This window comes from Flavobacterium resistens, from assembly GCF_900182645.1.
Lineage (GTDB): Bacteria > Bacteroidota > Bacteroidia > Flavobacteriales > Flavobacteriaceae > Flavobacterium > Flavobacterium resistens.
The window spans coordinates 338,204-353,460 of the sequence record NZ_FXTA01000001.1 but is presented as its reverse complement, the minus strand read 5'-3'; the positions used below and the strand labels follow the sequence as shown (position 1 = coordinate 353,460).

The following is a 15,257-nucleotide window of genomic DNA, read 5'->3' as shown; positions in this document are numbered from 1 at the left end:
TTCAAAACTTTTTTAGGACAAAATAATGGAATTAAGTAAAATTTATAAAATTGGATATTTAGGAATAAGTTTATGTCTTATTTTTTTAGTATCGTGCCAAAGCGAAAAAACAGCTTATCTCCAAAAAAATCAATTGGTAGATAAGGTGTATCCTTTGCTGGATACTCAAAACTCAAGATGGTTTTATTTTTCATCCGCGAGCCGTCCATTTGGTATGGTAAATTTAAGTCCCGATACAGAAATTAATGGTGATTGGGGGTGTGGTTATAAATTTGACAGAGATACCATAAAAGGATTCAGCCATGTTCATGAATGGCAATTGTCAGGACTTTCAGTAATGCCGGTTGTGGTTTCTAACGAAAATAGAAAAGAGATTTTTAAGAATTTTTATTCTAAATTTAGTCATGACACAGAAAAAATAACTCCTGGTTATCACTTGGTAATATTAGACAGATACCAAATTACTTCAGAACTTACGAGTACAAAAAGAGTAGGTTTTCACCGATATACGTTTCCTGCCAATGCTCAAAAAGCAATTCTTTTGAATCTGAATACGATTTTAGGACCATGTGAAAATACAGATGGCATATTAGAAAAGGATAACGATAATGAACTTTCAGGTTCATTGGTTTTAAGCACCAATTTCAGACGTCCAAAACCGTTAAAAGTATTCTTCAAAATTAAATTGAATGTTCCGATAAATTCTGTTGAGAAAGATTCTAAAACTGGAAATTACTTGGTTAACTTCGGTAATTTCGATAAAAAAATATTGATGAAAGTTGGTATTTCTTATACTTCGGTTGAAAATGCTTCATTTAATCTTCAGGAAGAATTACCGCATTGGGATTTTGACAAAATAGTTGAAGCATCACGTGAAGAATGGAACGGTCTGCTCGGAAGAATTAAAATAGAAGGCGGTACAGAAAAGGATCAAAGAAGATTTTATACAGATCTTTGGCATGCTTTGCAAGGGAGAAAAATGATAAGTGATGCAAATGGCGCGTATCCAGATAATACCGGAGAAAAATTCAGAATTGGGCAATTGCCAATCGATGCAAAAGGAAAACCAAAATTCAATCAATATAATTCCGATTCGTTTTGGGGCGCTCAATGGACAATCAATACGCTTTGGGGACTTGCTTATCCTGAAATCATGGATGATTTTGTACATTCCTTAATGCAATATTATAAAGATGGCGGAATGATTCCGCGTGGTCCAGCTGGAGGAAATGATACGTACGTAATGACAGGAGCTTCGACTACGCCATTTATTGTGACTGCCATTCAAAAAGGAATTGTAAAAGACGATTTAGAATCGATTTATATCGCTTTGAAGAAAAATCATATGCTGAATGGTATTATGGGAAAGGCCGGATACGAGCACAATACAAATAGTGGAGGAGGATTAAAATATTATTTAGATAAAGGCTATGTTCCTTATCCGCTTCCTGAAGGACAATTTGGAAGTCATCAGGACGGAGCCAGCCAAACATTAGAATATGCGTATCAGGATTGGACTTTGGCTCAATTGGCAAAAAAGTTAAATCATGAAGAGGACTATAAATATTTTTTAGACAGATCTCAAAATTATAAAAACGTTTTTGATCAATCATCAGGCTGGATGCGCCCTAAAAATGTTGATGGAAAATGGCTAGCTAATTATGATCCGTATAAATATGAAAATGGTTTTATAGAAGCCAATGGCGCGCAAGCAACTTGGTTTGTACCGCATGATATTGAGGGTTTGGTTAAATTGATGGGTGGAAAAGTAAAAGCAGTAGAAAAATTAAATACACAATTTCAAACGGCTAAAAAAATGAAATTTACTTCTGGAACTTCGCATGATGCAGAATTACATCCTGAGTTTAGCCGAATTCCAATTAATTTTGGAAATCAGCCTTCAATACAAACCTCTTTTGTTTTTAATTTGATTGAAAGACCAGATTTAACGCAATATTGGACACGCGAGGTAATAAAAGAAACCTTCAGCGGATTATCTCCAACAACAGGTTACAATGGCGATGAAGATCAAGGTTTAATGGGAAGTTTGAACGTATTGCTCAAGATTGGATTGTTTCAAATGAATGGTGGAACAGATGCAAATCCTGTTTATCAAATAGGAAGCCCTATTTTTAATAAAGTGTTAATTCAATTAAATCCAGATTATTACAAAGGCAAAGAGTTTGTAATTGAAGCCGTTAATAATAGTGCAGAAAATATTTATATAAGCAAAACAAAATTCAATAATAAACCTGTTGAGAATTTCACAGTTTCGCATAATGACATTACAGGCGGAGGCGAATTAATTTTAGAAATGGCGAATAAGCCATAATATCAAATTTTTAAAATAAATATTCTCAATACGATTAAAACAACAATTAAAGTATAAAATAAGCAGATGAAAAAATATACTAAGACTATACTTTTTTTAGGAATATCATCATTTTTTGCCATTACCATTAATGCACAAAATCACGTTCATACTAATGTAGATCCTATGATTGGGTCAGAAGGTGTGGGAAGAGTTTTTGTTGGCCCTTCTTGTCCTTACGGAATGGTAAAACCGAGCCCGGATTGTACTGTAAATTCAAACAGCGGATGGCTTGCTTTGCCAAAAGAAGTTACAGGATTCAGCCAAGTTCATGTTAGCGGTACTGGCGGAGGTCCTAAATATGGGAATATCCAAATTATGCCATTTTCAGGAACTTTAGATAAACTGGATCAAACTTCGCATAGAGCTGAGGAAAATGCAAAATTGGGATATTATGAAACTGTTTTCAAAGAAAATAATATCAAAACAGAAATAACAACAGCCGAAAAAGCTTCATTTTACCGAATTACGTATCCAAAAAATGCATCTAAAGATTTAAAAATCGATCCGGGTTTTTTCTTAGGGGAATCACCTGAACCAGACGGAAGAGAAGCTCAGCAATTTGTAGGTTCGCAAATCGAAATTGTTTCCGATCACGAAGTTAGAGGCTATAGCAGAATTCGCGGCGGATGGAATAACGGGCGCGCTTATACGGTTTATTTCTGGGCTGTTTTTGATCAGCCAATTGCAAAATATGTTACTTGGAAAGATGGAAAATTTTATAGCGATAAATCGGCTCAATTTGATTCTGGAAAAAAAACAGCGGCATTGCTTTCTTTCGGAAAAGAAGGAAAACAAGAACTGAATGTAAAAATCGGAATCTCGTTCCTGAGTGAATTAAAAGCAAAAAATAATGTAGAAGTCGAAATTCCGCATTGGGATTTTAATGCTGTATTAACAAGTTTAGAAAATAAATGGGAGCTTTTGTTGAGCAGAATAAAACTGTCCTCAGATACATCTTTGGAGTATAAAAAAATGTTTTATACAGGTTTGTATCACATGATGCTCGCGCCAGTAAACAGAACAGGCGAAAATCCTTTATGGACGAACGATGAGCCTTATTACGATGATTTTTACTGTATTTGGGATACCTTCAGAAGTTCAAGTCCTTTGATTTCATTAATTGATTCTAAGCGCCAAGTTGAAATCGTAAATGCGATGCTGAACATTTACAAAAGAGACGGTTATATGCCGGAAGGCAGAAGCGGAAATGATAACGGTCGTACACAAGGCGGTTCAAATGCTGAGGTTGTCGTGGCAGATGCTTTTGTGAAAAACCTTAAAGGAATCGATTATGAATTGGCATTAAAAGCAATGCTAAAAGATGCTACAGTGCCTCCTGGAGGAAATGAAGAAAAAGAAGGAAGAGGAGGATTGATGGAATATTTACGTTTGGGTTATGTGCCTTATAATGTTCCTCGAGCAGGAAATATGACGATTGATTTCTCCTATAATGATTACAATATTGCGACTGTAGCAAAAGGATTGGGTTATACGGATTTATATAATCAGTACATGAAACAAGCTGACAGCTGGCAAAATCTATGGCGTTCTGATTATGAAAATAACGGAGCAAAGGGATTTATTATGCCAAAAGACGCATCGGGAAATTGGTTGGATGATATTGTTTTTGGAGAATCAAAAATTCAAAAACCAACATTTAGATATACTCCCGTAATTATTGAGTCGCCGTGGTATGTTTGTCATTGGTGCGTGTTTTTTTACGAAGCAACTTCTTGGGAATACTCCTTCAGTATTCCTCATGATGTACCTGAACTTGTTCGTAAATCAGGTGGTGATGAAGCGTTTAAAAAGCGATTGGATATCTTTTTCGATTCAAAATTGTACAATGTTGCAAATGAACCTTCATTTCTAACACCTTGTTTGTATCACTGGATAGGAAAACCGTATTTGAGCAGTGACAGAATTCACGAAATTATCACAAATAATTTCAATACTTCTGCTGAAGGTTTACCTGGAAACGATGATTCGGGAGCAATGTCTTCGTGGCTTGCTTTTCACATGATGGGATTATATCCAAATGCTGGTCAGCCATATTATTTGTTGAATGTACCCTTTATAAAAGAAACAAGTATTCAGTTGGAAAATGGAAATCAATTTAAGATTACAGCTAAGAATATGAATGCTAAAAATAAATATATAAAGACAGCTTTTTTAAACGGAAAACCATACAACAAAGCATGGATTTCTCATGATGATATTATGAAAGGCGGGGAATTAAGTTATGAAATGGACTCAAAACCTTCAGCTTGGGGAACGACAATTTTACCACCAAAAAAATAAAATATTCAGCACATGAAAAATACAATTTTAGCAATCCTTTTTTGTGCAATATTTCAATTAGGATTTTCACAAAATTACGTTCCTTCAATTAAGAACAATACTGAGTTGAGTTACGTCTGCAAATTGCATGGACAAACACGATCTTTAACACTCTTAACCAAAATGGAAAAAGATACGCTTGTGTTTAATTTGGAAACAAGAGGAGTAAAAAGCAGTATTATTATAAGTCAAAAAGCATTAAAAAATGGAAATGCATTAAGTTTTAATCAAGGCGAATTTTCACCTGTTTTAGCATTAAAACCTAATGAAACATTTTTTATGATTTCTCGATTGGCTTATCAGGATTTGGTAAAAACCAAGAAGTTTATTTACAATAATACTACTTATGTTTTGGATGAAAAAACAGATAATGCCAATGTAATTTTAGATGGAAAAACAATTGATGCTTATCACGTTTTGGCTCAGATTGATAAAACCGAAATGTGGATTATCAAGAATCCGGATTTTCCTTTAATCTGTAAAATAACCGAAAATCCTTTAGGAATAAATTTTACACTTGTGAAAATTGTAGATAAATAATTTATCAAAAAAAAGAACCATCTGACCAATGGTTTTACAATTTGGCACACAAACTATTAACTATCACAACCAAAATGAGATTTTATGAAAAATCAAATGAGCCGTGGAGAATTTCTTAGGCTAGGAAGCCTTTCGTTGGCAGGAACTTTAGTAAGTGACTTAGCTTTTGCCAATGATTTTTTTTCAAATAATAATCCTTCAAAAGAAGATATTTTATTGATGCAAAAGCTCATTTCGAGCAATGATGCCAAAGTAAAAATCATATTAAGTAAAGCGCTGACAGAACCGGGAATCAGAATCAGTAATTTTCGCCCAATAGCCGGTGCTATAACAGTTTTGGCAGCTTCGATATCCAATTCAAAATCTGAATATTACAAATCAGAATCTGTAGCTCAAAAGTTAAATCAGGCTGTAGATATTTTACTGAAAGAACAATACAATGATGGCACACTTGACGCCGGAGGAAACAGACAATCGCCTCCTGATACTGCTTTTATTTTAGAATACATTTGTCCTGCCGCGGTTTTACTGAATGTTTCCAAGCAAAAAGATTTAGCGGAGATAAAAGACAAATTAAAAAAGTTTATACAGAACGCCGGTGAAGCAATGACAACCGGCGGTGTTCATACTCCAAATCACCGATGGGTAATTTGTGCTGCTCTGGCAAGTATAAATTCGCTTTACCCAGATGCTAGATATGTGCAAAGAATTGACCAATGGCTCGCCGAAGGAATTTACCTCAATGAAGATGGCCATTATTCAGAACGTAGCGGAGTATATTCTGCCGTAATCGACAAAGCGCTTATTACGATGGCACGATTGCTAAATCGACCGCAGTTATTAGATATCGTAAATAAAAATTTGACAACATATTTTTATTATACCGAAACAAATGGCGATTTGGTAACAGTTGATTCAAAAAGACAGGATCAATTTATGAATATCAAAGTAAACAAATTTTATCTGCAGTATAGATATATGGCTATTCATACCAAGAATCCAATGTTTGTGTATATGGTTAAACTTATTGAAAGTCTTCCAGAATTTAACAGTGACATTCTTCCAGATTCTTTAGCCTTTTTTATGGAAAATCCAGAACTTCAAAAAGAGATTCCTGTTGAAGGAAAAGTTGCAAATGATTTTGAAAAGTTTTTTGCAGTTTCAAATTTAGCGAGAATTAGACGCGGCAAGTCTTCGATGACATTATTTGGAGGAAATGATAAACCGCTGCAAGTTGTTTCGGGAAGATCCTCAAATCCAAACTTTTTAATGTATCGAAAAGGAGATGCAATCTTAAAATATATGCGGCTTTCGACTTCATTTTTTAGGTTGGGATATTTTAGCAGTGACGGAATTGTAAAAGAAGGAAACAAATATATTTTGAAAGAAATCAAAGAAGGCGATTATTATCAGCCTCTTGCTCCAGAATTCCGTAAAGCCGATGGCGATTATAAATTATCACCTTCGCCAGATGGCCGTTTCTGGAATAAAATGGATTTTGATTCACGAGTTAAAAGCAATGTAAAATTGCAAACGACAATAATTGAGATCACTGAAAATAATGGCGCTTTAAATTTAGATTTTAAAGTAGACGGTCCGCCAAATGTTGAAGTTACAATTGAAATGTGCTTTAGTGAAGGAACTATAATTAAAGGAGCAGAACAGGATGTAAAAAAGAACTATTTTCTAAAATCTGGATCTGGAGAAACTTCATCCACAGTAGACACAATACAATTTGGTCCCGGAAAATGTGAACATTATAACGTTGAAAATTTAGACAGCGAAGAATATACCTATCATCAAGGCAGTCTGCGTACTAGTGGAGAACATGTTTACATTACCGGATTTACACCGTTTTATCACAAAATGACTATTTCTTGAGAAATCGTTTGCGTAATAGTAAAAGTATTAAAATGTTAGTTTAAATTTACGAGAATTAAATTTAAAACTATAAATAATTGAAATTATGAAATTATCATTGATGACCGCCCTTATGTTTAGTTGTGTTTGTTTTGCACAAAATAAAACCGACACAAGTTTGTATATGAAGTCTGATAAAATTACTTATTTAACTGATATTGGCTCAGAATCAGGCGATTTGTATCAAACAATTGGACATCACGGACCAGCAGTCGAAAATGAATGGATGGCATTGAGAATCTATTTTAGTGATAAAGTCGCGATCGATGTTTATTCAAAAGCAAAACCAGGTTTAGAATTGAAAGCGGCACATTGGTATCCAACAGCAGAACAGCAAAAGGAAGGCTGGGGAGCTGATTATTATAAAGTGGCGTCAACTGTAGGATTAGGAGGGGTAAAACTTTGGGATGGAGAAAAATTAGTTCCGTTAAATCCAGTGACGAATCGTTTGGCACGTGTTGGCAAAACAGATACGACTTCATGGATGGAAATGATTTCAAAAGGAGTTCCGTACAAAGGCAAAAAAGTGGATATTTTAGTTCGTGTAACTGTATTTTCAGGAAAAAGAGAAGCTAAAGTTGAAGCAGTTAGCTTAACTGGAGAAAAAGTACAATTTGCGACTGGAGTAAATTATTTTAAAGATTTCCAAACTAAAAAGGGAACAAATTATATTGCCGTTTGGGGAAAACACCCTGAAGATGTTGCCGCCGAAGTTATTGAAATTGGAGCTGCAATTAAATATAATCCTAAAGATTATGAAAAAACGAAAGATGATGGAACACAGTATCTGCTAATTTCTAAACCAACTAAAAATTTAGAAACCCAAATCATTTCTTCAAGCGCCAGAGAACAAGAATTAAATACTTTGGATAAGCTAGAAGCCTACATAAAATAGTGTAGCGATGTTTCGTTGAGCATAATTCATGATTTTTTTAAACACATAGAAACATTGGTTTTTTATAAAAAAGAAAGTAAAAAGAAACTAGTCTCTAACACATAGGTGACTATGTTTTTTTACAAGTGAAACGCCTTTTTTAATCGTTCCAAATCTATGTTTCTATGTGTTAAATAAGTTATCAGCAGATTATCTCCAACGTAAAAAAGAATAAAATTATATGTTTAGAATATCGTGTTTAATATTGCTTTTGTTTGCCTTGCATGGATGTAAAATTAAACAACCAGAAGAAAGAAAACCGCAACAAATTGCTTTTATTGCCGATGCGCATTTAGGTGACATTTTCGGGAAATTTCAAGATAATAATTACCAAGGTATTAAGAATCCTATGACTGGCGAATATGCTAATATTAGGACGATGAACTCACAATTGCATTCGACCCGAATATTCAATGAAAATTATTTCGCCTTTATTGCGGCTCTGGACGATATTGCAAAAAGAGGCATTAAACAAGTGGCACTTCCGGGTGATTTCAGCGATGACGGACAGCCAATTCACATAAGAGGATTACGAAAAATTCTTGATGAGTATTCAAAAAAGTATGGGATATCATTTTTTGTAACAACCGGAAATCATGATGCTCCAAAACCGTTTGCTCAGGACGCAGCTAAGACAGATTTTTTAGGAAAAGATGGCAAAGAACAAATTATCAGCAGTTCTAAAACTATTTTAAAAATAAAAGAAAATCAGTTAGAAGCCATCATTACATCTGATATAAAAAATGGAGGTTATAAAGAGACTTTGAATGAAATGTCTAGTTTTGGCTTCTTTCCAAAAAAAGAATATTTGTATTGGGAAACTCCTTTTTCAGGTTATTCATATGATAATTATAATTTTGATAAAGCAGTAAAAGAATCGGCCTTAGAAAAGCGAATTTATCCTGTAAAAGATACCAATTTATTTCTTCCGGATGCAAGTTATTTGGTTGAACCAACAAAAGGAATATGGCTTTTGGCGATTGATGCAAATGCGTATGTTCCAAATGAAAAGTTATCAGGTTCGCCCAATAATCCGAATGATTTTTCGGGAGCAAGTATAGGTTATAATAACGTTGTTATTTACAAAAAACATTTGATTGAATGGGTTAAAAAAGTTTCGGCGGAAGCCAAACAAAAAGGAAAAATTCTGATTGCTTTTAGTCATTATCCAATGGTTGATTTTAACGATAATGCTTCGACGGAAATGAAGCAACTTTTTGGTTCAGATAAAATGCAATTATCAAGAGTTCCTAAAGAAGAAGTAGCACAAATATTTGCAGATGTAGGTATTAAGATTCACTTTGGTGGACATATGCATATCAATGATACTGGAGTGGAAACATCGGCAAACGGAAATACATTATTCAATATTCAAACTCCATCTTTGGCAGCTTATAAACCAGCCTATAAGATACTTACCATACATTCAAATTCTGATTTTGAGATAGAAACTGTAGTGGTTGGTTCTGTTCCAAAATTTAATAGTTTATTCCCTTTCTATGAAGAGGAATATGCGCATTTACAAGATATAAAAAGCCCAAATATTTGGAATAAAGATATTTTGAAAACCAAAGATTATGAGGATTTTACACAGTGGCATTTAAAAGAATTAGTGCGTCTTCGATTTTTGCCAGAAGATTTTCCAACCGCATTTTTAGCGTCGTTTGTAAATCTTTCAGGTAAAGATTTATTAGAGATCAATAAAAATTCATCAGAAATAGAAAAAAAATTATCGACGAATAATTTAGCACTTGAAAATTTTGAATCATGGAAAGGTCGGGATATGATTTTTGATTTTTACAGATTAAAAAATGCAGATGAATTAGCAGCTCCCGAAATTGGTTTAAACAGATTGAAACAATATGAAATCATCTGCAAACAACTTGAAAAATCTAGTGATGAGAAAATGGTTTTATGGGCAAAAATATTTTTAAAGACAATGAACAGTCAGCCTTCAAATCATTTTAAAATCAACTTAAAAAATAACACAATTGAGCGCATAAAACCTTAAATGAATCTTAAGATTTTTAATGCTGAAAAATAATTAGCTTGCATATATAATTCCTTTTATGAAACAGAATTCCTTTATATTATTCTTTTGTTTGATTATTGGTTATTATTCTTATTCTCAGAATATTAAATTTGATCATTATAATGACAACAATGGATTGTCACACAATTCGGTGCGCCATATTGTTCAGGATAAAAAAGGTTTTTTGTGGTTTGGTACTTTCTCTGGGCTGAATCGTTTTGATGGATATCAGTTTAAAAAATACATGAGTTCTTCACCAAGCGAAAATAGATTGCATAATGATGATATTACGGCTTTAGATCTCGATGAAAGCTCAAACATTTTATGGATTGGTACAAGAAAAGGTCTGACACGTTATAAAATTGACACGAACGAATTTACAACATTTTTGCCTCAGACAAACAATCCAAAAAGCTTACCTGATGAAGAAATTAGAGCGGTACATGTAGATAAATTCAAAAGGGTTTGGGTAGGAACCAAAACCAAAGGAGTTTATATGTTTTTCCAGAAAGAAAACCGTTTTGAGAAAGTTTCGATTCCGGGATTTCAATATGTAAATGAAATTTTTGAAGATAAAAGTGGCGGAATCTGGGTTGGAAGTTATGAAACTGGATCGGTCGCAAAAATTACTTTAGATGCCAAAGGTGAAATTGTTCGTATCAATAATTACACTTTATCGGTTCCCAATTCAGCAGAAAAAAATCCATACATTAATTTTATTTATGAAGATGCAAAGTCGGATATTTTTATAGGAACGCGCGAAGGTCTTTATAAACTCGATAAAGCAGCAAATAAGTTTGTAAATCTTTATATAGAAAATAAAGAAATCAGGAATAATTTAGGACCTTATTTCTTGTCGGTTGCTAAAGCTCCAGATGGAAAATATTGGGTTGGAACACTTGGCGGTTTATTGGTTTGCAATCAGTTGGAAGATATTCAAAAAGGAAATTACAAATGGTATTATTCGATATTGTCTGATGATACTTCGATAGTTGACAATTTGGTTTCGGCACTATATTTTGATGCTTCCGGAGTTTTATGGATTGGAACCGAAGATGGATTGGACAAATATGATCCTTATGAAAACCAGTTTATTCTCAATAAAGATATTTCGCATTATATTGGAAATCAATCTCCTAGAATTAGAGGTTTCGCAAAAACATATGATGGAAAAGTAATTGTCGAAACAAGACACGACGGACTTTTTATATCTACTGCAAAAGGTTTTGCACCATTATACAACAACAAAAAAGACATGGTAAGTATTTATTCTGACGACGGAAAAATATTTTACTGCGGTCTCTGGAATGGGAACGTTTTGGTGTACAATTATATGACGAATTCTTCAAAAGAGGTAAATGTTGGGTTTAATACGACACCAGTTTTTGCTTTTAGCAAGATTGGAGATCAAACCATTATGATTGGCTCTTTTGGAGAAGGAGCTGTGATATTGAATACGCAAACATTGCAAGTTCAATCTGCTTCGGGTAAATTGCTTCCGGGTTTTCAAATTAATGCCATTGAAAAAGACAAAAACAATAATGTCTGGATTGCGACTGAAACCGGCGTAGCAAAATACAATACAAAAACTACGAATATAAAAATCTATAAATCGCTTTATGCTAAAGAAAAAGGCATACCGCATGATGATAATATTAGTGATGTTTTAGTTGATAGTAAAGGAAGAATCTGGGCTTCAACGCGTGTTGGGTTGTGTCTTTATTCAGCTTCAAAAGATAATTTCATTCCGCTTACAAATCCCAAAGAGCTATCCGGAAACTGGATAACAGATATGTTGTCAGACAGCAAGGGAAATTTGTGGCTAAATATTAACAATAATACTGTAGCAAGACTTAATTCGAATTTAAAAGATGTAAACGTTTATCATGTAAAAAGTGGTAACCGACTGGATGTTTTTAGCTCAAGTAGTTTTTTCAATTTCAATAGTTCTAATATTTATTTAGGGACTAAAAACGGGATTATTTATTTTTCTTTGGATAAAATAATCAATAATAAATGGTCGCCATCGCCAGTGATTACCGAATTTAAAATTCAGAATGAAGAGATTGTTCCGGGAACAGAAATTAACGGACAAGTACCACTTTCATCTGATTTGAATTACAGTAAAAAGATAGAACTAAATTATAAAAACCGAGATTTTTCACTTCAATTTTCGACGCCTTCTTTTACAAACGAAAAGCTTAATAAGTTTGAATATATGCTGGAAGGTTTTGATAAAGATTGGATTACGACAAATAGTAGCTCCAGAACGGTGCAATACACCAATCTTTATCCGGGAACTTATACTTTTAAGATCAGATCAAGTAATAGCGATGGACATTGGAGCAAAGTAGTTTCTTATGAAATCGTAATTCAGCCTCCTTTTTGGTTGACGCCATTTGCTTTATTTCTGTTTCTAATACTTTTGTCGGTTATCTTTTATTTTGTTCGAAAAGAAATTAGAAACCGTATTCGCTTAAAACAAGAATTATTGACCGAAAAAATTAAGCGAGAACAGGATATTAAACTCAACAATGAAAAGCTTCGTTTTTTTACCAATATTTCACACGAATTAAGAACGCCTTTGACTTTAATTTTGGGTCCTGCCAAACAATTATTAGAAGAAGGAAATGCAAGCGATTATCAAAAAAGCAGATACAATTTGATTCATCAAAACGCAAGCCGAATGTTGAATCTCGTAAATCAGGTTTTAGATTTTAGGCGTGCTCAGGCTGGCGAATTAAAACTTAAAGTTTCTGAAACAGATATTATTTCGTATTCTAAAAACATCTTTGAATCGTTTAAAGAGCTGGCTTACAATAAAAATATCACATTAAATTTTAATACCGAAAACGAAAGTCTAACGGGCTGGGTTGATAATGATAAGTATGATAAAATTTTATACAATCTATTATCCAATGCTTTAAAGTTTACCAATAAATTCGGAAATGTAGATTTATTCATGAGGCTTAAAGATGGAGAAGAAGGGAAGTTAGTTATCGAAGTTAGTGATGATGGAATTGGAATTCCGTTAAAAAGTCAAGAGAAAATTTTCAAGCGTTTTTATCAGGTTAAAGGCAATAAGGATCAAAATACGGGATCTGGAATTGGGTTATCATTGGTGAAATCTTTAGTGGCGCTTCATAAAGGAACAATTAAATTAGAAAGTACAGAAGGAGAAGGAAGTATTTTTACTGTTGAATTGCCAATCGATCGCAGTTGTTACAGTGATAAAGAAGCGTTTGAATTTGTTTTGAAAAATGATAATCAGAGCATGTCGATTCCGGAGAAAACGGTAAAAAAGATTCTCCAGAATACAGAACTGAAGCAAAAAATAGTTGTGGTTGAAGACAATACCGAACTAAGAAAATATCTGGTTGATTATCTATCTGATTATTACAAAGTTTATGAAGCCGAAAACGGAATGGAAGGTCTGAAATTATGCAGACAAATTAAACCAATCCTTTGTGTGGCAGATGTTATGATGCCAGTAATGGACGGACTGGAATTTTGTGAGGAATTGAAAAGAGATGAATTTATCAGTCATATTCCGGTTATCTTATTAACTGCGCTTTCTGAAAATGATGATAAGGTCCGTGGTTACGGCGTTGGTGCCGACGGTTATATTGTAAAACCGTTTGAGCCTTCATTGCTAAAAACGGTGATTGAAAATATTATTAAATCGAGATTAGAGTTAAAAGAAAAATTCTCAGGCGAAGTTGAAAGTAAAGTTGGTTTGCTTACACATTCTCCTATTGATGAAGAATTTATGGAAAAAATCACAGGTTTGATAAACGATAATCTGAGCGAAGTTGAATTGTCTACAGAATTCCTTTGTGATAAATTAGGTGTTAGCTCTTCAAAACTCTATCGAAAAATTAAAGAGCTTACAGATTTGGCTCCAAACGAATTTATTAGAACTATACGTTTGAAAAAAGCTGCGCAGCTTTTGAAAACAAAAAGATATAATGTTTCTGAAGTTACAGAATTAGTTGGCTTTAATGATCCTCTATATTTCAGCCGATGTTTTAAAAAGCAGTTTGGTTTCCCGCCAAGCAAGTTAATTACAGGGTGATTTTGTAATATGTTGTAAATCAATTAATGTGGTTAGAATCTATCCATGTTTTTGACGAATTAGTCCATTTAATTCCCTAATTGATAGTATATTTTTGTGTAGTAATCTTTAAATAAAACAACATGAAAAAGATAATAGACACAGATAAACCGCTAAAGAATTTGGATGAATGGGAAGACGATTTGTTAATACGTTATCCTGACCCAGCTGAAAATATAAAAGAGAAAGAAGAGTTTAGAAACTATGTTGATTCAGAAAGAGTAGAAACGGTTAAGGAGTTTTACAGAATGAATCATACGTATCAAACCTATGATTTTGTTTGCAGCAAAGAAGAAGAATTTTTGCAGTTTAATAAAAAGAGTTTGTCTATTTGGGAAGCGGTTGAATTTTTAAACACACTTGTTGATGACAGTGATCCAGACATAGATTTAGATCAAACACAGCATCTTTTACAGACTTCAGAAGCTATTAGAGCAGATGGGCACGAAGACTGGTTTGTTTTAACTGGTTTTTTGCATGATCTTGGTAAAGTTTTATGTTTGTTTGGAGAACCACAATGGGCTGTTGTTGGAGATACTTTTCCTGTAGGCTGTGCGTATTCGGATAAAATAGTTTATCCAGAATTTTTCAAAGACAATCCAGATTACACAGATAGTAGGTTTAATACCAAATTGGGAATTTATACTGAAAATTGTGGCCTGGATAAAGTAAAAATGAGTTGGGGCCATGATGAATATTTGTATCAGATCATGAAAGATTATTTGCCAGATCCAGCTTTATATATGATCAGATATCATTCATTTTACTCACAACACAGAGAAAATGCCTACGCACATTTGATGAATGAAAAAGATGTAGAAATGTTTGAATGGGTTAAAAAATTCAATCCATACGATTTATATACAAAAGCACCTGTTAAGCCAGATGTAAAAGCCTTGCTTCCATACTACAAAGAATTAGTTGCTAAATATTTGCCGGAAAAACTGAATTTTTAGAATAAAAATCACAACATTTTTAGAGTAAGAGCTTCTTCCTGCAGGGT

At 33.5% G+C, this 15,257-nt stretch carries 8 protein-coding genes; all 8 read left to right on the top strand.

Annotation, left to right across the window (positions count from 1 at the left end):
- Positions 1–25 precede the first annotated feature (25 nt).
- The 8 genes from FN795_RS01495 to FN795_RS01460 all read left to right on the top strand — a co-directional run bounded on the left by FN795_RS01495 (position 26) and on the right by FN795_RS01460 (position 15,210).
- Positions 26–2,332 carry a GH92 family glycosyl hydrolase gene (locus tag FN795_RS01495; RefSeq protein WP_142448970.1) on the top strand — a complete coding sequence of 769 codons (2,307 nt, stop codon included), beginning with the start codon at positions 26–28 and terminating at the stop codon, positions 2,330–2,332.
- A gap of 66 nt (positions 2,333–2,398) precedes the next feature.
- Positions 2,399–4,675 (top strand): GH92 family glycosyl hydrolase, encoded by a 2,277-nt coding sequence (locus tag FN795_RS01490; protein WP_142448967.1) that lies wholly within the window; start codon positions 2,399–2,401, stop codon positions 4,673–4,675.
- 12 nt (positions 4,676–4,687) lie between these two features.
- Complete coding sequence (locus tag FN795_RS01485; RefSeq protein WP_142448966.1) at positions 4,688–5,254, top strand: hypothetical protein; 567 nt, start codon at positions 4,688–4,690, stop codon at positions 5,252–5,254.
- A gap of 84 nt (positions 5,255–5,338) precedes the next feature.
- A complete protein-coding gene (locus FN795_RS01480) occupies positions 5,339–7,135 on the top strand; it encodes a hypothetical protein (RefSeq protein ID WP_142448964.1) in 1,797 nt (598 codons plus the stop codon).
- 163 nt (positions 7,136–7,298) lie between these two features.
- Complete coding sequence (locus tag FN795_RS01475) at positions 7,299–8,069, top strand: DUF4861 family protein (RefSeq protein ID WP_244289933.1); 771 nt, start codon at positions 7,299–7,301, stop codon at positions 8,067–8,069.
- A 220-nt stretch (positions 8,070–8,289) separates the two neighbouring features.
- Complete coding sequence (locus tag FN795_RS01470) at positions 8,290–10,119, top strand: metallophosphoesterase family protein (RefSeq protein WP_142448960.1); 1,830 nt, start codon at positions 8,290–8,292, stop codon at positions 10,117–10,119.
- A gap of 58 nt (positions 10,120–10,177) precedes the next feature.
- Positions 10,178–14,215, top strand: coding sequence for a hybrid sensor histidine kinase/response regulator transcription factor (locus FN795_RS01465; RefSeq protein WP_142448958.1), 4,038 nt, complete (start codon positions 10,178–10,180; stop codon positions 14,213–14,215).
- 122 nt (positions 14,216–14,337) lie between these two features.
- The gene (locus FN795_RS01460; RefSeq protein WP_035644309.1) at positions 14,338–15,210 is read left to right on the top strand and encodes an inositol oxygenase family protein; all 873 of its coding nucleotides are present in this window, start codon (positions 14,338–14,340) and stop codon (positions 15,208–15,210) included.
- Positions 15,211–15,257 lie beyond the last annotated feature (47 nt).

Bases quoted from the DNA above. Each gene is read 5' to 3' on its own strand.
- FN795_RS01460 (WP_035644309.1), top strand. From the start codon at position 14,338: ATGAAAAAGATAATAGACACAGATAAACCGCTAAAGAATTTGGATGAA.
- FN795_RS01465 (WP_142448958.1), top strand. From the start codon at position 10,178: ATGAAACAGAATTCCTTTATATTATTCTTTTGTTTGATTATTGGTTAT.
- FN795_RS01475 (WP_244289933.1), top strand. From the start codon at position 7,299: ATGAAGTCTGATAAAATTACTTATTTAACTGATATTGGCTCAGAATCA.
- FN795_RS01470 (WP_142448960.1), top strand. From the start codon at position 8,290: ATGTTTAGAATATCGTGTTTAATATTGCTTTTGTTTGCCTTGCATGGA.
- FN795_RS01490 (WP_142448967.1), top strand. From the start codon at position 2,399: ATGAAAAAATATACTAAGACTATACTTTTTTTAGGAATATCATCATTT.
- FN795_RS01495 (WP_142448970.1), top strand. From the start codon at position 26: ATGGAATTAAGTAAAATTTATAAAATTGGATATTTAGGAATAAGTTTA.
- FN795_RS01485 (WP_142448966.1), top strand. From the start codon at position 4,688: ATGAAAAATACAATTTTAGCAATCCTTTTTTGTGCAATATTTCAATTA.
- FN795_RS01480 (WP_142448964.1), top strand. From the start codon at position 5,339: ATGAAAAATCAAATGAGCCGTGGAGAATTTCTTAGGCTAGGAAGCCTT.